This window comes from Candidatus Harpocratesius sp. (genome assembly GCF_054039255.1).
On sequence record NZ_JBPLBG010000030.1, the window covers coordinates 1 to 22,240 of the forward strand.

Here is a 22,240-nt window from a genome sequence, read left to right on the forward strand (position 1 = left end):
TTTAATTATTTTTGAGAAAATATTTTTGTCGGATCATTAACTTGTAAACTTAAGAAAGGAATTATTTTTCATTTAGCTCTATCCCCTAATAATGTTTTTGAATTTAACAAAATGTAAAATTAATAAAGGTGACAAATACTAAATTGCAAGAATTACTCTGCATATAATAATTGAAAAATTAATTACATAATTAATTATCAAAGAAAGATTATTTTATTGACTTTTCAAGATGATATTATGAAAATGAACGAAAAAAAAATAGTAAAAAACGAGGGGATTAAATATAACAAAAGTCTTCTGGAAATAGCCGCAAAAATGAGAAAAGGTTCTATAACTGCAAAGCAGCTGGTGCAAGAATCACTGAAACAGATCAACCAACTAGATAAAAATAATCCTCAATTAAAAGCCATTATTAGTATAAATCCAAAAGCAATTAAAATAGCAGAAGAATTAGATCAACAGCGTTTATCAGTAGGAGTTAAGGGAATTCTATATGGAATTCCTGTTATTATCAAGGATAACATTGTAACTGCTGATGAAATGCCAACAACAGCAGGTTCAGTAGCATTGGCTAATTATTTTGGTAATTATGACGCAAAATTAGTTAAAAAGCTTAGAAATGCAGGTGCAATTATTTTAGGAAAGGCAAATTTAAGTGAATGGGCTAATTTTCGTAGTATCCATTCTAGTAGCGGATGGAGTAGCATTGGCCGACAAACGAAGAATCCTTATGTATTAGATCGAACTCCTTGTGGTTCAAGTTCAGGATCTGCTGTAGCAGTGGCTGCAAATTATTGTATTGCTGCTGTTGGCACAGAAACAGATGGTTCAATCCTTTGTCCTGCTCATATTAACTCAGTTGTAGGAATTAAACCAACTGTTGGCTTGATTAGTCAAGATGGCATTATACCAATTTCACATCGTCAAGATACAGCTGGCCCCATTGCTCAAACTGTTGAAAATGCCGCAATTCTTCTTTCAGTAATGGTAGAATCAAGTGAAAGTATTAAGAATTCTGATCCTGCTGGTTTAGGAGAGAAAATTCCCCAGCAAATTCCAACAGATTATACTAAATTCTTAGATGATCAAGGATTACATGGGATCCGGTTAGGAATTGTTCGCGATTATTGTGGATATAACCATCTAGTTGATAATTTATTTGAACAAGCAATTCAGAAGATGGAACAAGCAGGTGCAGTTATTATCGATCCAATTAACTTCAATTTTCCTCCTGAATTAGATGATTGGGAATTTGAATTATTGCTTTATGAATTTAAAGCCGATCTCAATCGTTTCTTGCACAATCTACCTTCAAATATGCCAATTCATTCACTTTCAGACTTAATTTCTTTCAATAAAGAACATGCATCAGAAATCTTACCTTATTTTGGTCAAGAGATTTTCCTAAAAGCACAAGAAAAAGATGATCTTAATTCAAATGAATACAAAAAGCTTAAGAATAAGTGCATACAAGCAACTCGGACTAATGGTATTGATCGTATTTTATCAGAACATCAAATTGATGCTCTGGTTGCACCTACAGCAAATCCTGCTTGTCCAATTGATTTGATTAATGGAGATCATTTTACCGTTTCTAGCACTTCTGCTGCTGCAATTGCAGGATATCCCAGTATAACTGTCCCAATGGGTTATGTTCATGAATTGCCTGTCGGTATTTCTTTTTTTGCAGGTGCTTTTCAAGAACCTACTTTAATTAAAATTGCCTATGCATATGAAATCTTGACCCATCATCGAAATTCACCGAAATTTATAGCGTCTTTAGAATTTTTGTGATAAAATTAATTTTAATTTTTTCGATTTTCTTCACTTTATCTTTTATCTTTAACTTCTATTCTATTTGATTGTAGATAAATCTCTTAATAAAAAGTAAAAAGTAAAAAGTAAAAAGTTTTTATAAAGTTCTTCTACCCCTACACTATGTTATTTGAAATTATTAATCTTTTTAGCAATGAAAGTCTTCCTAATAGCAATTTTCAAGGAGGACACGGTCAATCATTTTTAATTAAAATCTCGAATGTATCACAAATAGACTCAAAACAACCTACTTATTTTTTATTTGATGTAGGTGCATCAAGTAGAAAGCTTCTTCACAACATGCAAGAAATTAAGATTTCTCCTGAATCAATAAAAACTTTGATTTTATCTCATGGTCATTATGATCATACCGATGCATTACCTGGATATCTCAAATCTCTTCCAGCAGATCATCATTTACATATTTTTGCTCATCCAGATGTCAAAGAACATAAATTCTTCAAAATATTATTTATAAAGCTAAATTTAGGATTTCCACGTATCAAAGAACCTTTACAATCAATGATAGAATTTCATTATTCATCCGAACCTGTAGAAATTGCACCAAACTTGTGGTTTTCAGGAGAAATAAAGGAACGTCCATATATCACTGGTGTGGAACCTTCTGTCTATCATAAAAATGAAAACGGTGTTGAAGTCGATCCAGTGTATGATGATGCTTCTGTATATTTACGCACCGATTCTGGAATAGTAATAATTACTGGTTGTGCTCATGCTGGAATTTTAAATATCGCACTACATGCAAAAAAGCTGTTTAATGAATCAATTCGAGCAATTATTGGAGGGAGTCACATGGTGCGTTATTCAGCAAAAGAAGTGGAAGATGTTGCATCAATTTTGAAAAATGAATTTGGGAATCCTATGTTATATCTCAATCACTGTACAGATCATCTTCCTCTTCCAGTAAAAAACCGAACGCCTATTTTGCAAATTTTAAAATCTTATGTGGGGGAAGATCATGTAAATCCCTGTTATGTGGGAACTAAACTTTCATTTAATGCATGAATTCAATGATTTGTTTGATTTTCTTGTTTTATTTTTGAATAGTGCGAATAAGTTTATTGTTTGTTTTTCCTACTTCTCTCATTTTTCCTTTTTTTGATAAAAAAATCATCCAATCCGCGCGTACGAGTCTGCTTGACTTTATTGTAAAAGAGATATTTGTCTTTTGGGTGAAATCCTTTTGGATCACGTCTGTGAATACCAGGAGGAAGTGCTCGTCTATTTCTACCTCCTATAAAACGGCTATTTGACTTTTTTCTTTTACTTCTGTTTTGAGGAGATAAGGTTGAAATCGGTATTCGGATGGTGCGGGATGCTAAAAAGGGATGTTGCTCCAGTGTAAAATAATGATATCGCTCGGAAATGGTCATTCTTACATGTATTCCCGCTAAATGCGCCACTAAATTTCCACCAGTAGGTTTAATCAGTGATTGTGAATGTAATGGGCTCGTTAGGGCAACATACGTTTTTGGATGGCGAATTGAGTGCAGTGCAGTAACCATTTTCTGTACGTCTTGAAAAATTTTGCGAGGAAATTTTGTTTGTGGATCTTGTAGCATGGCTTCAAAATCACCAAAAAAGTAATTACCTAGAATCACACGCATGTTTAATGGTGGTGGAAGTGCTGCTAACTGTTCTTCACAAGCTCCCACCAGTGAAGGCCAGGTGAAAGCGCGCAGTAATTGAATACTTGATAGTACTTTCATTGGGTTGTAACCTAGTATACGCGCTTGTTCACTGATAAAATACGGATCAAAACGATTCAGAGTATCCATAAAGTAAATCTCCAATCCCTCAGCCGTGTGATGTTGTTGCACATAACAATGGTATGAATTCACCGCCAGCATAAGTAGGAAAGGAGTTGCAAAATTCCGAGGTAATGTAAATAAATAGAAGAGTTCGGGATAAATACCTCCGCGTAACAAATCATTTAGGGCTGTAGGAGTTACTGGAAGGCGCAGCTGCTTCTGAATCCATTCCCAATATTCGATACTCGAACGATAGTTCAAGATGTCAGTAGGAATAGTTGGATATGTAGAATGTACGGTTTGCAAAATATTGTCGGATTTCATCGGCATATATTCTATTGAATTTGAAGGTTAAAAGGTCAAGGGAGAGAAAGATTAGTTAATTTTGATCACTTTTGAATCTTTCTTAGCAAATAATATCTGTTATTGATATTGAATGTCTCTAAAATAATAATATCCTTCAAAAATTTAAAATCCTAAAAAGAAATTTATATAAACTTATTCGCACTAATCTGCTGTTTAATTTTTATAATCTTTATCCAAGTATGTGCGAATATGTTTTATTAGAAACAGAAAAAAAAGTTGAATTAACTGCAATTTTGTTTCTTCTCTCAGAAGTAATTTTGCAGTTAATTGGTTTGTGAATCATTATTTTTGACTCTTAAATCAAAAATGGTGTGAGTAGACCCATTCCGTCGCCAACCCGTACAAATATAACCAAAAACATTGTAGCAGTCAATGACATGACAGTAATTAATGTATTAATTGAAGGTCCTGCTGTATCTTTGAATGGATCACCAACAGTATCTCCTGTAACGGATGCTGCATGAGCCAAGGTTCCTTTTCCACCTAAATGACCATCTTCGATATATTTCTTTGCGTTATCCCACGTACCTCCAGAATTTGAGAGCAAAAGCGCAAAGGTTAACCCGATTAAAATACTTGAAGCTAAGAAAGAACCTAAACCTTGGATTCCAAATAGAATACCTACTAATAATGGAGTTCCAATGGCTAATATAATTGGAACGGTTAACTCTTTTAATGAACCTTTAGTTGCGATATCAATGCATTTCTTAAAATCAGCTGGTTCTTCACCAGTTAAGATTTTTGGATTTTCTTCAAATTGTCGTCGAATTTCTTTAACCATAGTTTGAGCATTTCGCTCGACGCCAAAAATCAACACAGCAGAATAAACAGTAGGGACTGCAATTCCTAATAGAGCGCAAATCATGATAACTGGGTTCATTAAATCCAATTGATAAATTCCATTAGTATCGTGAAGATTCAAGGTTGTAATTCCATATGAAACAGCAACATTTTTTGCATCTTCCATGAATGAGTATAATAAAGCTAGTACAGTTAATGCAGCGGCACCAATTGCGAAACCTTTGGTAATTGCCTTGGCAGTATTACCTGCAGAGTCAAGTCGATCACAGAGTTGAATAACTTCTTCGTCTAATCCACCTTGTTCAGCTATTCCACGAGCATTATCAACGATAGGACCATATGCATCATTTGCAACGATAGTTCCTACAATAGCTAACATACCAGTGGAAGCGTTTGCGACACCAACTAAACCATCTAAAGCATAGGCAACACCCATTGCAATAACAATTCCAATAACAGGAGGGGCAACACTTAATAATCCATAGGAGAAACCGGTTAAAATATTCAAAGCATGACCTTGTTGAGAGGATTCTGCTGTGGCACGAGTTGGTGTTTTTTCATCATTAGTGAAGTAATCAGTAGTAATTCCGATTACTAAACCAGCTAAAACTCCAAAAACACCTGCACCCCAGTTTGCCCATAAGCGGTTTGGCATATCTGCACTAAGATTAACACCTAATGTCATAAATAAGGTGAATAAAGCACTAATTCCAATAAACAATGCGGTTGCAAGGTATGTCCCTAAGTTTAATGCTTTTCCTGGACTTTCTTTGACTAATTTTGCAATCAAGAAAATACCAATAATTGAAGCAAATAACCCAGCTGCACTGATTACTAATGGAAATGATGTGATGGTTGTTGTATTAATATTCATAGTATCAAAATTATTATTAATCATTTCTGAGAATGCGAGTAACATTGCACCTAAAATGGATGCAACATATGAATCGAATAAGTCTGCACCCATTCCGGCTATATCTCCTACGTTGTCTCCAACATTATCCGCAACTGCGGCTGGATTTCGAGGATCATCTTCAGGTAATGAATATTCGATTTTACCCACTAAATCAGCTGCGACATCAGCAGTTTTAGTATAGATTCCTCCACCTGCTTTTGCAAATAATGCGATTGAAGATGCACCAAATGAGAATCCGAGGATATATCTTGGTTCACCTGTAAAGAAATAGAGTGCCCAAACACCACCGAGAGCTGCTCCAGTGACGATTAAACCCATAACCGCACCACCGAAGAATGAAACATTAAATGCTGGAGCGAGACCTTTTGTGGCTGCTTGTGCTGTTTTAGCATTTGCATCTACACCTACATTCATTCCCAGCCATCCTGCCCATCCTGAGGCGATAGAACCAACAATATAGGAAAATACCATGAAATACCATGGAATCGCATCACCTTCGACTCCAATACCATAAGCGAATCCAATGACTATTGCGAATACAGCAACAAAAATAGCCAAGGTAGTGTATTGACGTTTTATAAACGCTGCGGCTCCGTCTTTAATATAACCTTGCACGGTAACCATTGCTTCATTTCCAGGATCTGCATTAGAAACTTTTTTTTTCAAAAGAAAAGCAACTACGAAACTTGCAATGGCAGAAACAAGGACAAACCAAAGCGTCCAAACTTCTATTACGATTTCTTGTAACATATTAAATTTCCTTCCTTTGTGTTCCTTTTTTTTATTTTTTTTATCAGAAAATTGCGTTTTTGAGCAATCTTATATTCCCTTTTATCCATGATAATAAAAATAAAAATTTGGTTAAGGAATGTGTTAGAGATAGTAGATTCGATAAAAAACCTTATGATTTTTTGATTATTCGATATAAACTCAAAAAAGTGGGTATCTTTTCCCCTAAAATAGCATAATATATGCATTCATTTTAAGGGCGAGATCTTTTATGGATGGAACACATTGGTATTTGTAACTAAGGATATTAAAGTAATTAGGGGAAAAAAGATGCCTTTAACAGAGCAATCATTGATAAACCAGTATAAAAGGAATCTACGCGCTGCAAATCTTTCAGAAAGTAAAGATCCCGCATATTCGTTAGCAAAACTCAAAAAATGTGCATCGTTATTGCAAGAAATTGAAGATTTATCTCCTAGACTTCAAGATGATTATGCGATTTTAGTCCGAAGAATTGCACGATTAGAAGCAAAAATAGGTATATCAAATTTAGATTTGGTTGAGAAGCCAGAAAAAGTAGAAGAATCAGAAATAGTATCTGAAATAGGAATGAAAAAAGAACCTGAGATCAAATCAGAAACAAAACCAGAAGCAGAACCGGAAGTAGAATTTGAAGTAGAACATGAAGTAGAACCTGAAGTAGAACCGGAAGTAGAATTTGAAGTAGAACATGAAGTAGAACCTGAAGTAGAACCTGAAACAGAACTAGAATTAGGAACAAAAATAGCGACTAAAATTGCTCAACCATTTTCCCAAAATGAACTTTTTGCAGAAATATATAAATTTTCTAAAATTAGTCCCCTTCCTGATATTGTTAATGATGTTTATCAAGCCCTCATGGATGGCAATTCACTGGAATATGACGATTATCTTACATTTTTTGAGTCTGTGAATGATCTCTATCCTGAACCTAATCCTCCATTGATATACCAAGAAAGTAATATCGCTTTTTACATTGGCGATACTCATGGGGCTTACAGCGAAACAATAAATATCATTTCATATTTACAAAAAGTTTTAGATACTTTAAAATCACAACGTATTAAAATTATTTTTTTAGGAGATTATGTTGATCGAAATCCAAATGATTTGGAAAATTTAGCTTTGATTATCGCATTTTGGATAAAATATCCTGAGAATGTCGTTTTATTACGTGGGAATCATGAAGATTATAAAATTAATCAATATTATGGTTTTTTGCAAAATTTAACGGATACATTTGTGATTGAAGATTGGGTAAAAGCTCTTTATAAAGAAATATTAGCCTTTTTTGTTAGACTTCCAGTAATTCATGTTAATGCTCTAAAAAAGCCATTAAATGGTGAAGTTGGTGAAGACAATAGAGATAGTGGAGCAATTGGAACTGAAACAACTGATAATACCATAAGGGTGTTTGCTGTTCATGGAGGTATTCCAATTGATCCACTTAATTCTCTTGAACCAGTAGATTTAAATCAGTTAGTACGAGAAATAGATTCGAATGTCAACACCTTTGAACAATTCGATCCATATATGAATTGGTTGTTATGGGCTGATCCACGCGAAGAAGTGGATGAAATCATTTTACGACCAGATATTGGAAGAAATCAGTTTGGATTGAAACCTTTTAGACGATTTATGGAGAAAAATCACCTCCATTTTATGGTTCGTGCTCATGAAGTTTTGAAAGAAGGTTATAAATACTTTTTTGGTCAACAATTGATCAGTTTATTTACAGCTTCAACTTATAAAAATCGTCCTATCGGAAAAGCGGCATTTTTACGTTTAGAATCATCTAAACCTCCTGTTTTGCTTTCAACAGATAAAGACCTACTTGAAATGGATTTAGAATATTTGATTTCATCATGTGAAAAAATAAATGAAAAAGTGGAAATTTGATAAATAATACTGAGAAATAATGAAGAAATATAGGATAAATACTCTAAATAAATACTGAAAACTTAAAGAATTCTTAAAAAAACTTAATCAATAGCTTAAAAAGGAAAAATCATGATTCAATCTAGCTTGCTGAAATATCACCAAGAACTTTTAAAATCTCTTCAAAAAGTGCAAAAATATGGTGATAATCCCCAAAATAATGATGATTTATTGGATTTTTTAATTATTTGGTTGAAAATCCGACAGATTTGCTTGCAAGTTCAGCAAAAATATGGAAGAAATGAACCAAATCAAAAAAATCATTATGTAAATAAGGAAATTCTTAGTACATATATCAAATTGTTAGCACAGTTTAAACAAAAAATCCAACCTCTTCTGATTGATTATACATTAAAACTAAAAAAACAGCCACTTTCAGAAAGAATTTTAATATTTACTGGAAGAATGAGGGATTATTTTGAAATAAGCCAACGATATCTAAAAGATTTACCTTCAGAAGCGATGCATATTTATGAAGAGTCGTGGTTTTTCCTTCAATTATATAGATTTGCATTGGATCAAAAATTAATTCATAACATTATGCATCTTGTTTATCAGAAAATGAATTCTTTGAAAAAAGCATTTGAAATTGAAGCTGGAAATGCTAATCTTTTGGAAGACCAGAAAAAAATATCAGAAAAATTGCATAGTTCACTTAGGATCAAACCTTCTGATAATGATATTTCAATAACAAATGCTTCTTCATCAAAAGAACAAGTATCATTTCAGTCCATCGATACACCTATTTTAAGTAGCGACATTGCTTTACCTGAAGAGAATGAAGATGAGATAGTTAATATCGAAGAACCTGAAATAAACGAAATTACCTCTGAAAAAACAACTCATCAAATTGCTACTCCAGAATCTATTAGCTATCCTCTGATCAAATGGGCGTTCCCTCAATCTATAGATACATATTGGTCTTTTAGATTTTGTAATAATTGTGGAAATCTAGTTGATCGTTCTACGATGGTTTGTAATAGTTGTGGTCAGAGGCGCTAAGAACTGGTGTAAAATACTTTTATAATCTTAGTATACTTAAAATAATTTAAATCGAGGTGATAAAATGAATCTAACAATGGTTCAATTTAACACACTATTCAAGCAAAAAATGCAAGATGCAAAAATAATTGAAAAAACCCATCCTCGCGATGCAGAAAAGGTGTGGTTTGAATTAACTTTATTTATGATTAACTTTGCTAAATCTTCAAATTGTCCCCGAAAATTAAGAAAACAATTGATTTATCAAGCAGATACAATTGTAAAAAAAATAAAACTAATTAGAGCTGGTTTGATTAGTTCAGTTGTAGATTCAAAATTATCATCTCAAGAAATAGATGAATTATTGAGATCAATCAAAGAACGTGAACAAAGTCTTATATCAAAACCTACATCTTCTGAAACTGAATCATTTGAAAAAACGCAATTTTCGAAATTAAATGAAAGTGAAGATGAAGAAGTAGTATATTCACAGCTCCAAGAATTTCCCGATGTTCCTGATGATCTTTTAAATCCTACACCTATAAATGAAAATCAAGATTCACATATTTCTTCTATGTCTACAATAAATACAGGTGAGAATGAAAACCCTGATATTTCAGAAATACCTTCAAATAATCAAGCACCTCAAGTAAATCCTTTCTTTTTATCAGCCACAGATGTTCCAGAACAACCTACAGACGTTTCGATTAATAATCACACTTCGATGAATAATAATAAAAACTCTTTAACTACAAATAGTGAGACAAATAATAATGATTCAGCTTCGGCTAATGGAATTCTAAATAATTCTGAAAAATTATCAAGTGATTTAGAAAAATTATCTCGTATTGAAGATGAACTAAAAAAAATACCTGATATTATGAAGGAAGTCGCGCCGGCTCCTTTTTCAAATGCATCTATTATTACCCCTGGTGCAGTTCCTTCTAATACTCCTATTTTGGATCAATTCAAACAAGCACCTACTACTTTGGATGTTACAAAATCGTCTGCTGGGAGTATTATTTCTGAAGATCAGCCTGAAATTCTTTCTAAGCAATCAACTTTATCAAATCAACCTTCATCTCTTAAAATAGTTGGATTTGAAGATCCCAAGAAAAAACTAAACGATTCCAAAACTATCAGCACAAATTATCCTAATGATCCTTTCGGACCCGAAAGTATTAGCGATGATTTAGAAAACGAAACATCTAAAGAGAAATATTGTTTTGCATGTGGTGGAAAATTAAATCCTAGTGATCCAATTTGTCCTCATTGCGGAACTGAGAATATCTAGATCAATGAATTGTCTTCAAAGAATTATGTAATCAAGTGAAAAAAGTTTTTCTTTTACAGAGAACTTCATGTATTCATGAAAATTCTCGTTACTGGTGGAGCTGGTTTTATTGGCTCACATCTGGTTGATGCATTAGTTTCTCAAAATCACCATATCATGGTAATCGATTCGTTAATTGATGGGCATATTTCTAACATTCAATCTCATATTGATTCAGGAATATGTGAATTCATCCAAGCAGACATTCGAGATCGAGAAATCATGCTTGAAAAATTACCTAAAGTTGATATGATATTTCATTTTGCTGCCGATCCAGATGTTAGAACTAGTGTTCCTAATCCAATGAGCTCCTATGATCACAATATGAATGGTACAATAATGATCTTGGAATATATGCGCGCTCATAAAATTAAAAAGATGCTTTTTGCAAGTTCAGGTGGAACTGTTTATGGTGAAGTAGATGAATATCCCATCTTTGAAAAAACTCAATTTCATCCAATTAGCCCATACGGTGCATCTAAAGCTGCAGCTGAAATGTATCTCTCTGCTTATGCTCATTCTTATGGATTTAAAATAGCATCGGTTAGATTTGCAAATATTTTCGGAGAACGATCACATCATGGTGTAGGGTGGGATTTTTATCATCATTTGAAAGAAAACCCCCAAGAATTGACCATTTTAGGGGATGGAACTCAGCAAAAATCGTACATGCATGTATCTGATGCAATTCAAGCTGTTCTTTTAGTTAGTGAACAAATTGAAAATCAAAAAAAGTCATATGATGCATTTAATGTTGGTTCTGAATCTTGGTATACTGTAGACGAAATTGCAGAAATTTACGAACGAGAAATGGGATTGGAAAATGTAAATCATCAATATACTGGTGGGTCGCGCGGTTGGGTAGGTGATGTTGCCAAAATGCTGCTATCAATTGATAAATTGAAGAGATTGGGCTTTAAAGAACAAGTTTCATTCACTGAAGGTGTTCATAGATATGTTAATTGGATGGAAAATTTAACTCACTCTTGAAATTTTTCACTCTAATCACTCTAATCGCTCTAGTCGCTCTAGTCACTCTAAATTTTTTAAAACTTTACTGAATTTTCGATATAATTCCATTCTTTACTGTAAATTGCTTTATTTTTTTCTCGTTTTGATTATGAGGTATAATTTTTATTTCAATTTTTTGTCTTTCAATTGTAAAAAGAACTGTGCATGATGTAATTCCATGAATTTTAGAATTAAACAACTTCTTATTTTTATTTTTTGGTGTTACATGAACAGAATCATGGAAAAGAAGTTGTTGTGTAATAATAGGAAGAATTTTAAAATTGTTTTTTTTGTTTAAGCATTTAGATAATCTGGAAGTCCTGTTCTTTAATGCTTGTAAACGGCGATCACTTGAATTTCCGAGTTTATTCTTGATATATGAAAACTTTGGATTTATATAATGATTAGTATGGAAAAAAATGAAACGTTCTGAATTATTTGCAACTGAAATCTTTGCATAATCTGTTGAAGTAGTTTCTAGATTAATAAGAGAAAAGTCGGGCATTGAAAATATATTGTAACTATATCCGCCTGTTCTGCCTTTATTTGTTAAGATTGATAATATTTCGCTTATAGACTTTGCTTCTACTGCTGCTCTATCCAATAGACTTTTTGGAATTCCAAGTTTTTTTTTTTGTTCATTTATTGCATTTCCGCTAATACCAACTCCATAGGAATTTACCCAAAAACTTGGCCCTGCTAAGCAACCAGGATAAAGATGAGATAAAAAGGATATTCCAGTCTCTAAAATCACTTTAACCAAATAAGCATTACTTGCTAAATAATAATCGTGATCTTCGTTATGGCCTAAGTAAAATCTTTCTGTATGAGAATTTTGATCATCTTTTATCAAAATACTGGAACATCCAAATTCATAAGAATGTCTAAAATTCATTAAAAATAAGTTTCTAACATCAACTTTTGCACCCTCTGCCATTCCTTCAATTTCCATAATGTATTTTGGATATTTTCGTTTTCCAATAAGAATCATTTGATCAGTATATTCTGGATTGTGTTTATCAATTTCTTGAAGTTTTTTAATGAACGGGCTGTTTTTATATGCATTCTTAATTCTTTTTCTAAATTTTTGTCCAATTTTTAAACCCAGATCGTATCCAGATCCAAAAAATTCGAAATATGGTAAGTAAAAGTTGAATTTCATTACACTCTTCGATAAATAACGGAATAAAGTAGAAAAAAATTATGATTAATCGAAGATTATTATCTATGTTAATTGTTCAATACCATCCGCAGTAACCAAAAAGGTATGCTCAAATTGACTGACATAAATTCCCTTTTTTTCTCTTAAAACGTGATGTTGGTAAAGTTTTCCACTATTTGTTAATTCACGGATAGCAAATTTACCCGTACGAAATTCCTTTATTAACTCACGAGTACTGAATGGAAGACTTTTCTTTTTCTTTCCAATCCAGCCCATTACCTTACGCGTTACTTTTCCTCGAAAAGGAACTCTATCAGCTGATATATTATATTCGTAAATATAACAATAAGGTGCTCTGCTTATATTTCCAGTACCTGTACTGGCGAAACATTCTAAGGCAAATACATCTCCTTCTTCAAATATGATTCCTGAAGGGGCTGCGACATTAGGAATTTCTTTTCCACCATGTACCTGCCATCGTTCGATTGAATGTCCACTTAGTTCTGGAATTGGGTTATATCCAAAGCCCTTAATTATCTTTTGGGTTTCTTTACCAACTTCATTGGCTTTTACACCTGGTTTTATTAAAGATAAACCCTTCATTACAGCAGTTTCAACTGCAGTAATCAGATTTTGAGTTTCTGGGTCTTTATTAAACGAAACTGTAAAAGCACCGTCTGCTGTATAACCTTCCACAGCTACACCAATGTCAACTTTTACAATATCTCCTTCTTTAATTATATGTTCATCATCAGGTGGGCTGGTGTAATGAGCTGCAATTTCATTTACACAAATATTCGTTGGAAATCCAATTTCTCCTCCCAATTCGATTATTTTTGCTTCAGCGGCTTCACAGAGATCTAAATATTTAGCTCCAACCTTTACTTGAGGACGGATAAATTCCACAACTTTTTTATGAATTTCTCCCGCTTTACGAAATGAATCCAAACGAAGTTGCTTTTCTTTTTCTTCTTCTTGTTTAGCTAATTCTTCTTCAGATAATTCAGATGTTTCTTCAGAATTGTCCTCTTTTTTTTCAGTTGAGGGTTCTTGAGATTTATTTTCCTCTTTTTCCATATCTATATCTTTTTTCGGTTTTTCTAAATCAATCGCTTTTTTAGCTGGTTTATTCTTATCTTGAGATTTCGATTTTGAAGAAGATTTCGATTTCTTGGTGTTTTTTTTCGCCATAAAATAATCACTAAATCAATCAGTAATAAAATATATCTGTAATTTCCCTTTAATTTTTCCATCAATAATCGATGGGATCAAAATGGGGAACAGATTAAATAAAGGAAAAATACGTTTGGATAAGAATTCCTATAAAGTCAAACCTTTAACTACGAATAATTTCTCTAAATCCTTCAGAATATCATGTAGTATTTCTTTTGGTTGTTTTGAGGCATCTACAATCCTATGATTTTTTGTCAAATCCTCTCTTGCTAATTTTAAAAAAGCATTTCGTATTTCTTGTTGAAAAGCCAGTTTTTCAAATTTTTCCATTTGCTCATTTTTTGTGGAATTTTGTTTTTTACGTCTGGCTAAGCTTAGATTGGCATCAATATCCAATAAATAGATCTTATCAGGAATTAAACAAAATTTATTCAATTCTTTAACCCAATCGATTGAAATCTGTAAATTTTTTCCTTGGATTGTTTGGTAAATTAAAGATGAATCAATGTATCTATCAGAAATTACAATGTATCCTTTTTTTAAAGCAGGAAGAATTTCATTATTACCATGGTCAATTCGATCAGCTGCAAAAAGTAATGCATCAATGGCAGGATGAATTGAACTATCTTGAAGATTTTCTCTAATTATTTTGCCGATTTTACCTTGGGAAGGTTCAGCTGTTAAAAGAACTGGTAAATCACGTTGTTGAAAAAAAGAAAACAGCATTTTACCAATCGTTGTTTTGCCGCTTCCATCAATTCCTTCTAAGACTATGAATAATCCATGCCAAGATGATGCATTCATTTTCATTATGTAGTAAAATACTATGCTTTAATTTTTTTAGGAACGTTCTATGAAAAATTGAAACTGTTTTCTCTTTTATTAATTCAATTATGGGCCAATTAATTTTTCAATTATCTTATTTTCCTTTGGGAATGAGAAGTGTAAGTAATATATATTTACAAAATACTTGAAATCTCCACAAATCAAGATGATTTTATCTATATTGATGATATTTTGAATCTGTATCTATTATTAATCTCTACATTGATATTGAAATCCTTAAGATTTATAGGTAGTTGAGTTCCAAGTACACAGTATATTATGCCGAAGGGAACAGCAAAAGTATTCAATGCAAAGAATATATTTAAACTAGTATTTCTGACATCTATTGTGGTTGGAGTATATATGTTTAACACAACATTTATTGCTCTATTAACCGATCCTAATGCAGGAAAGTTAGATCGCTCTCAAAATGAAGCAGAAATTATACCATGGGATGATGTAACTAAGGTAGAATTAACATTCGATCCTTCTGCATACATCGATGCATTGCTTAATTCTGATCTTTTAAATAATATGTCTTTAGAAGAGAAATTAGAATTAATGGAGAATATGTTTGGTGAGAATATTAGTGATTATTTACTTCAAGCAGAAATGACTCCAGATGAATTTCTTGATGCATATGATGATGAATTAGGAACTTTGCTTGATAGTTTAGCAGGAGATAGTTTTTCAGGTGATTTATTAGATCAATTTGATGATCCTGCATTAGTTGCTGTTCTAATTGCAAAACCTATGTTTTTTGCAGCAGGAAATAATCCTTCAAATGTGTGGGCTGATCATGAAGATACTCTCTTTAAATCTAAAGCATATGATCAGTATGACTTAACATCTTTTGACTGGACTGAAGGTTCAATTGGTGGTTCAGGTACGTTAATTGAAGATCCAACCACTGCTGACAAGAAATTTCATATTAAAGTTCCAACTGTAGTTACAGATAAAACAGTTACGACAATTTATACAAATTCACCCCACCCTAGGGTTTTATCTGATTCTTTACAATCAGATCCTGTTACTCCAACTAGTGATCCTAGTCTAAAAAGCCAATCGTATTTAGGTGGGGCTTGGGCAGAGACAACATTTTCTCTCCAAGATATGACAAAGATGACAAATTTCACTTATGATCTTTTATATAATGATAATGATTATCAATCTTCTACTTATTATACAGGATTAAATTTAGAAATGTCTGATTATACATCTACAAGTACAGAAGTAGAAGGATGTTTAAATGGACCTTATGATGGTACTCAAACAATTTCTTGGTCTGAATATCGATCCAACCATGAAAATTTTAATACAGTTGCTACTCAGCTAGAAAATTACGTTGCTTTTTATACTGCAACAAATACATATGCAAAAATGCAAGCAATTGTGGACTTTGTTGGTGCAAGTTTTGTATATAATCCTTTAGGTGATGCCCGCCCTCCTGATGGTCAAGATCCTATAGAGTGGTTTTGTGGAAGCGGTGAATCTCAATATCCTTTTGAATTTAGTTCATTAATTGTTGCTTTAGCTCGATTAAATGGTATTAGTGCACGTTATGTTTCTGGTTTTAAATATAATGATTTGATTTCAACTACACTTGGTATCACTTCTTTTTATGATTCAAATGATGGATTAACATATTATCCTTATTTAGTAGGAAATATTTATACGTGGGTTGAAGCTTTTATCCCTACTTCTTCAAGTGATGGTGATTGGGTTGCTTTTGATAATAAATTTATTGCAACGCCGGTAATTCCCCAAAGTCCGGATGATGTGAACTTTAACTTACAGTATAATGGTGGTACTGATTTTTACCCTGATCCAGCAGGTTATGAGCGCTATAATGCTTTTGATGAAGCACAATCATTAGATATTACTCTTACATATGTATTTAACGATGATCCTATGGGTTCTCAATTAATTACACTCAAAGATGTAACTTATGATCAAATTCTTGATATAGGATATACAGACGCTAATGGTCAAATTACTTTTTCTTTGAATTTGGATGAATTAGTTGTTGGACCTCATACTCTTAATATTAGTACTGAATATTATGATGTACCTATATTTAACATAACAGTAATTAATATATTAGACGATGTTCAAATTTTCAGTAATATATCGAATACTATTATAGTATCTGGACCAAATACTAATCAAAATCAAGGAATAAGCGGATATGCATTCGATCCAGTTCTTAATAAAACAGTTGCAAATGTAGAACTTAATTTTACAGGTATTAAACTAGCAACAGTTAATGAACCAATTCCGAGTAGTTTTACTCCCACACCAAGTAGCATAATAACTGGAGGTGATGGAATGTTTACGGCCGTTGTTTCGATTCCTGGATTCATTTCAAGTGATTGGGGCAGAGAATATGAAATATTTACAAATTTTTATGGTGTTTTTGATATTTCAGCAGATATCGCTAAATTTTCTCCTCAATATCAAACACTATTTTCATCTTTTCCAACACGAATTCCTGCTCATGCTGTTGCGGGATATACTGATGCAAAGAATGAGACATTTTTAATGTATAATGATGAATATTATGAATATCATTTCTATATAAATACCACACGTTATGCTCATAATAGTTCTTTACCAATATATCAAGATCCTGTAATCTATGGAAGTAGAACTAATCTAGTTCTTAATTTCTCTGCTTCATTATGGCAGGGATATAATTATTCATCTAACCAACAAGTTCAAATTTTTGATATAACTGAAGGAAATCGGCTTGTCACTTCATTTACTACTGATAATCAAGGATATGGATCTGTATTATATCAATTAAATTCAGATTTAGATTCTGATTGGACTGCCGGACCTCATTTGTTGAGAATGGTATGGCCTACTGCTCCCAATACAGCAGAAACTTATTTCTATGTTGTAATTCAAGATCCGCTTGTAGTAGATCAAATTTCAGAAAACTTCACTGGTGGTACTGCAGGTCTCCCAACAAAGACAAACGTGTATTATTTGAACAATGAACTTGGAGATCCTTATGACAGTTTTACGATTTATGGACGCGTATATGATGCTGGAACCGGTGAGAATATATCAAATTACATTATTCATTATCGAGTATTTGATCGAAATGGAAAAGCATGGAATACGAGTTTTATGCAAAACGGAATATTCACTGAAATGGTTACAAATCCTTTACTAGGGTACAGCGAGCAATTTAATTTCTATAATTTAACTGCACCTTCTTATAGTCCTTTCAGAACAGATGTATATTTTGAAGGTTATTTCAATCTAACAAACACATATGGATGGAACAACTCTTGGAATAATCTATGGATGCCATATTTCCAAAGCCTCCCATCTTCTAATGATTCCAGTGATGGAACTTTAGAAGTTATGAATCCTTCTTCATATACATTTGATACATTTTTAAATAGCCAGGCAATTTCTACTTGGAATTCAACCACAACCGTACAACAGCGACAGTTTGGAGTATTAGATTCTCTTAATTTTACAGCGATATTTAAGGATGATGGAAGTCCTGTTGCGGGTGCTAACGTGACCCTTATTGACCTCAATTCATCTGCGCAATGGAATATTCAAACTAATGCGCAAGGAGCTGTAGAAATTATTTTTAATTTTGGTCCGGGAAATATAACAGGAGTAAATAAATTTCTATTTAATGTTTCATATGATGATGGACTGCTCGTCAGTACTAATTTTACTTATATCGAGGTTGTGTTTAACGAAACAAAAAGTTATAACTTTGATTCTCAATTAAACTATACTACATACTCATTATTAGTTCCCTATTTAAGTAGGCAATTGGGTGTCGATGATTCTTTCCATCTATCTGGTGTTTTTGAATATGTGAATGGAACTAAAATAAGTGGTGCTCCAGTAAACATTACTGATTTAAACGCACCGTCTGTTTCTCGTGTGTTTCTTACAGATTCAAACGGATATTATAATTGGACATTAACATTCGGATTTGCAAATATGACAGGATTGCATCGATATAATATCTCTTTAGATTTACCTCAAGGTTCATATCATGTTCGTTTTAATCATTTGATTGAAATATACTTTAACGAAAGTAAAAATTTTGCTTTTACAGGGTTTATGAATCATAGTGATTTTTCAACATATGGAGTTGTTTATACAGATTCAGGAAATACTCTCTTAATTGATGGAGAACTTCTGCTTAAAGGTTCAGGATTTCAATCAGCTACAACTATTTTGACTGATAATTTAAATGGAACAAGTTGGACGTTATCCACAGATATTAATGGTTATGCTAATTTTACAGTCTTCTTTGGTTCTAACATCCAAACTGGACTTCGAACTTATAATTTAACTGTAAAATATGTTGGAAGCGCTTTTACTATCCAATTTGAACGCGATTTGTCTGTTAATTTTGACCCTGCTAATTTCTTTAATTGTACACCATGGGATAATGTAACAGGAGTTACTGTAGATTCTGGATATAAGATGCAAGTATCATTAAATGTACTTCACTATGGTTCTGCATTCAATTCAGGTTCTGCAAATCTAACAGATACATCAAATAGTTCTTCCACATGGGTTGATTCAACATTTATTAATGGAAATTTAACCTTTTTAATAACATTTGGTTCAGGATTAAGAGTCGGGACTCATTCTTATTTATTAAATTATACATATACTGGTGATCCTTATGGATATATTTATGAATTTACTTATTCTGTATCAAATGTAAATTTCGATCCATCATCATTTTATTCTTTCCCAACTCCAAATACAAATAATACTCCTATTGTTTCAGGTGGGCAGACTGTCCAATTTAACACAAGTTTTCTACATAATGGAATTACACCTGAAAATTCTGCTTCAGTTAATTTAATTGATTTTGCAAATCGATCAATGGATCAATTGCAAGCTGTAGACGGAAGTGGTAATTCTCAATTCAATCTCTTTTTTGGTCATGGAATAGTTACCGGAGAACATGACATCAAAATATATGTAAACTATACGGATAGTTATGGCTATAATATTTATTTTGAATATACTAATATTGTCATTAATTTCCAACCAACCGAAGGATACCGATTTCGAACATGGATGAATGTAACTGATAATTCATGGATTGGATTAGATGAACCTTTCCACATATCTGGTATTTTTGATTACAATGGTAGTGGCTCATATTTAGGAGTATCAGGAGCAAATATGACATTAACTGACTTAACTGAAGGAACAACCTTGAATTCGATTATAACAACAGGAACAGGACAAGGGAATTTCACAGTGGAGTTTGCTGCTGCAGGATACATCTTGGGATGGCATCAATTTAAAATTAATGTTTCGTACACTGATGGGGCAGGGTATTTGGTATATTTCTCCCAAATCTATAATATTTATTTCAGTCCAAAAGGCTATACTTTTGAATCTTGGGATTCAACAGGTGCTTCCTCAGTGGGGACAGACGATATCATTGATGTCTCAGTAACATTTGCCCATTATGGAACTCCAATTGCAGGAGAAACAGTTAGGTTAGTAGATATAACCAATCCTTCAATTGATATAACCGATTTAACTGATGCAAGTGGATACGCAAATTTCACAATTGAATTTGCTCCAGGAAATATTACAGGATGGCATAATTTTTCATTAACAATTAGTTATACAGATGCTTATGGATATACAATAACTAATCAAACAAATGTCCTTATTTTCTTTGATTATGCAAAGAATTATCAAGTAATTCATACAGATAATATTTCGGGTTCTGTAGGTTCGGATGATAGCATAGATATCAATGTTAGATTTTTATCAAAAACTAATCCAGTTGCTGGTGCTGTAATCATTTTGAAAGATCCTGCTGGAAACCCGATTACATCTGGTGTCACCGATGTAAATGGTTGGGCGAACTTTACACTCACTTTTGGACCAGGAAATTATACTGGATTGCAGACATATACTATAGATGCAACCTTTGATGGAACAACGTTTACTGTAAATAAACAGGATACTTTCTCAGTGAATTTCGATTATACTAAAAATTATCATTTAGATATTACGGATGATTTTACTGGATCTGAATATGGAGCTGGTGATTCATTGCAATTGAGTTCACAATTTCTTTCTTTAGCAAATCCTGTTTCAGGTGCGACTGTTACAATTACTGATTCTGTTGAAGGATTACTTCATTCAGGTAATACTGATGCAAATGGTTGGGTGAACTATACTGTTAATTTCGGACCAGGGTGGAATCCTGGAGCTCATATAATTACTGTGGCTGTTTCATTTGATGGAGTTACTTATACGTTTACTACATCATCGAATTATAATTTCAATTTCAATGAAACTAAAAATTATGACTATGCTCCGTATGATGATATTGGTGGTGTAACTCAAACTTTTGGTGATTCTATCAAGATTTCTTGTGCATTCACTCTTAAAGGAAGTGGTGTAAGCGGAGCTGCTGTTACATTAACAGATTTATCAAATGGAACAACATGGAATTTGTTAACTGATGGAAATGGTTATGCTAATTTCACAATTTCATTTAATGGAAATGTGTATCCTGGTGGTCATCATTATCAACTAGATCTTTCTTATGATGGAACAAGTTATACAATTACTGCTCAATCAGATCATTGGGTCTTTTATCAGAATCCATTGACATTAACAGCTTCAATTAATGGGTATTCATCTAACATGACATTATATCAAACCGCGCCATTTACTTTTGGAGTAACTGGGAGTTTAGTTGATAGTAGCAATCCTGCTCATGGTCATTTGGATGCCACTCTTTCAGTTTATATTTATTCCGGAGCAAGTGATGTAAGTGATTTATTCTCTTATTCATATACTGTTAATTACTATCACGATACAACAGATGGTGCATACGATATTTCTTTAAGTATTACCAGTGCTCCTTATCGAGGACAATTTACAGTAGTTGTTGGATTTAATGGCACTCTAGATGTAGATTTAGGTTCAGTGGGATACACTCCTGATGCTATTCCAGTTAATTCTACTGACAATTCTTATTTCTGGGTATATCAGAACACAAGTATTGAATATAATTATACCATTGATAATAGTGCTCTTCCTTTCCCACTAAATCAACAAACAGGTATAATTATCGGAGGAAGTGATATTACTATTTTTGGAAATCTTACCGATTCTGATGGAAATAGGCTTGCAAATCAGAATGTCACTTTGATTCTCTATAACACATCAGGTGATGAAGTTGCACGATTTACAGTTACAACTGATGCTCAAGGACATTTTGTATTTCTTATTGAGGATTGTCCTTATGACTTAGATGAAATTTTACTCGTATTTGATGGCAACAATAGTTTGTACTTGAATGAAACTGAAAATGGAGGGCCAATTTCTTGATATTGAAATTA

12 protein-coding genes are annotated in these 22,240 nt (G+C 32.8%); 7 read left to right on the forward strand and 5 right to left on the reverse strand.

Features of this window, described 5'->3' with window-relative positions:
- Positions 1 to 243 precede the first annotated feature (243 nt).
- Together ACXLDF_RS05760 and ACXLDF_RS05765 are read left to right on the forward strand one after the other, a co-directional pair.
- A complete protein-coding gene (locus ACXLDF_RS05760; RefSeq protein ID WP_457557544.1) occupies positions 244 to 1,794 on the forward strand; it encodes an amidase in 1,551 nt (516 codons plus the stop codon).
- A 144-nt stretch (positions 1,795 to 1,938) separates the two neighbouring features.
- Entirely contained in the window at positions 1,939 to 2,841 is a 903-nt protein-coding gene (locus ACXLDF_RS05765; RefSeq protein ID WP_457557545.1) for an MBL fold metallo-hydrolase, read from the forward strand.
- A 53-nt stretch (positions 2,842 to 2,894) separates the two neighbouring features.
- Here the strand turns inward: ACXLDF_RS05765 and ACXLDF_RS05770 are convergent, their stop codons facing one another.
- Positions 2,895 to 3,917: a P-loop NTPase family protein gene (locus tag ACXLDF_RS05770; RefSeq protein WP_457557546.1), complete on the reverse strand. Its 1,023-nt coding sequence runs from the start codon at positions 3,915 to 3,917 to the stop codon at positions 2,895 to 2,897.
- A gap of 331 nt (positions 3,918 to 4,248) precedes the next feature.
- The gene (locus ACXLDF_RS05775; protein WP_457557547.1) at positions 4,249 to 6,420 is read right to left on the reverse strand and encodes a sodium-translocating pyrophosphatase; all 2,172 of its coding nucleotides are present in this window, start codon (positions 6,418 to 6,420) and stop codon (positions 4,249 to 4,251) included.
- A 309-nt stretch (positions 6,421 to 6,729) separates the two neighbouring features.
- Between ACXLDF_RS05775 and ACXLDF_RS05780 the strand changes: the two genes are divergently transcribed.
- From ACXLDF_RS05780 to ACXLDF_RS05795, 4 genes are all read left to right on the forward strand, one after another.
- A complete protein-coding gene (locus tag ACXLDF_RS05780) occupies positions 6,730 to 8,337 on the forward strand; it encodes a metallophosphoesterase family protein (RefSeq protein ID WP_457557548.1) in 1,608 nt (535 codons plus the stop codon).
- A 111-nt stretch (positions 8,338 to 8,448) separates the two neighbouring features.
- Positions 8,449 to 9,378, forward strand: coding sequence for a hypothetical protein (locus ACXLDF_RS05785; RefSeq protein WP_457557549.1), 930 nt, complete (start codon positions 8,449 to 8,451; stop codon positions 9,376 to 9,378).
- A gap of 64 nt (positions 9,379 to 9,442) precedes the next feature.
- On the forward strand, positions 9,443 to 10,651 hold the full coding sequence (locus tag ACXLDF_RS05790; protein WP_457557550.1) for a zinc ribbon domain-containing protein: 1,209 nt from the start codon (positions 9,443 to 9,445) through the stop codon (positions 10,649 to 10,651).
- 75 nt (positions 10,652 to 10,726) lie between these two features.
- Positions 10,727 to 11,680, forward strand: a complete 954-nt coding sequence (locus ACXLDF_RS05795; protein WP_457557551.1) for an NAD-dependent epimerase/dehydratase family protein — start codon at positions 10,727 to 10,729, stop codon at positions 11,678 to 11,680.
- Between the two features lie 64 nt (positions 11,681 to 11,744).
- Here ACXLDF_RS05795 and ACXLDF_RS05800 read toward each other — a convergent pair whose 3' ends face one another.
- The 3 genes from ACXLDF_RS05800 to tmk all read right to left on the reverse strand — a co-directional run bounded on the left by ACXLDF_RS05800 (position 11,745) and on the right by tmk (position 14,840).
- Positions 11,745 to 12,863 carry a C45 family autoproteolytic acyltransferase/hydrolase gene (locus tag ACXLDF_RS05800; RefSeq protein ID WP_457557552.1) on the reverse strand — a complete coding sequence of 373 codons (1,119 nt, stop codon included), beginning with the start codon at positions 12,861 to 12,863 and terminating at the stop codon, positions 11,745 to 11,747.
- Between the two features lie 63 nt (positions 12,864 to 12,926).
- Positions 12,927 to 14,054 (reverse strand): type II methionyl aminopeptidase, encoded by a 1,128-nt coding sequence (map, locus tag ACXLDF_RS05805; protein WP_457557553.1) that lies wholly within the window; start codon positions 14,052 to 14,054, stop codon positions 12,927 to 12,929.
- Positions 14,055 to 14,183: 129 nt separating this feature from the next.
- On the reverse strand, positions 14,184 to 14,840 hold the full coding sequence (gene tmk, locus ACXLDF_RS05810; protein ID WP_457557554.1) for a dTMP kinase: 657 nt from the start codon (positions 14,838 to 14,840) through the stop codon (positions 14,184 to 14,186).
- A gap of 300 nt (positions 14,841 to 15,140) precedes the next feature.
- Here tmk and ACXLDF_RS05815 point away from each other — a divergent pair, with 300 nt between their 5' ends.
- Positions 15,141 to 22,229 carry a transglutaminase domain-containing protein gene (locus ACXLDF_RS05815; RefSeq protein WP_457557555.1) on the forward strand — a complete coding sequence of 2,363 codons (7,089 nt, stop codon included), beginning with the start codon at positions 15,141 to 15,143 and terminating at the stop codon, positions 22,227 to 22,229.
- Positions 22,230 to 22,240: the final 11 nt, after the last annotated feature.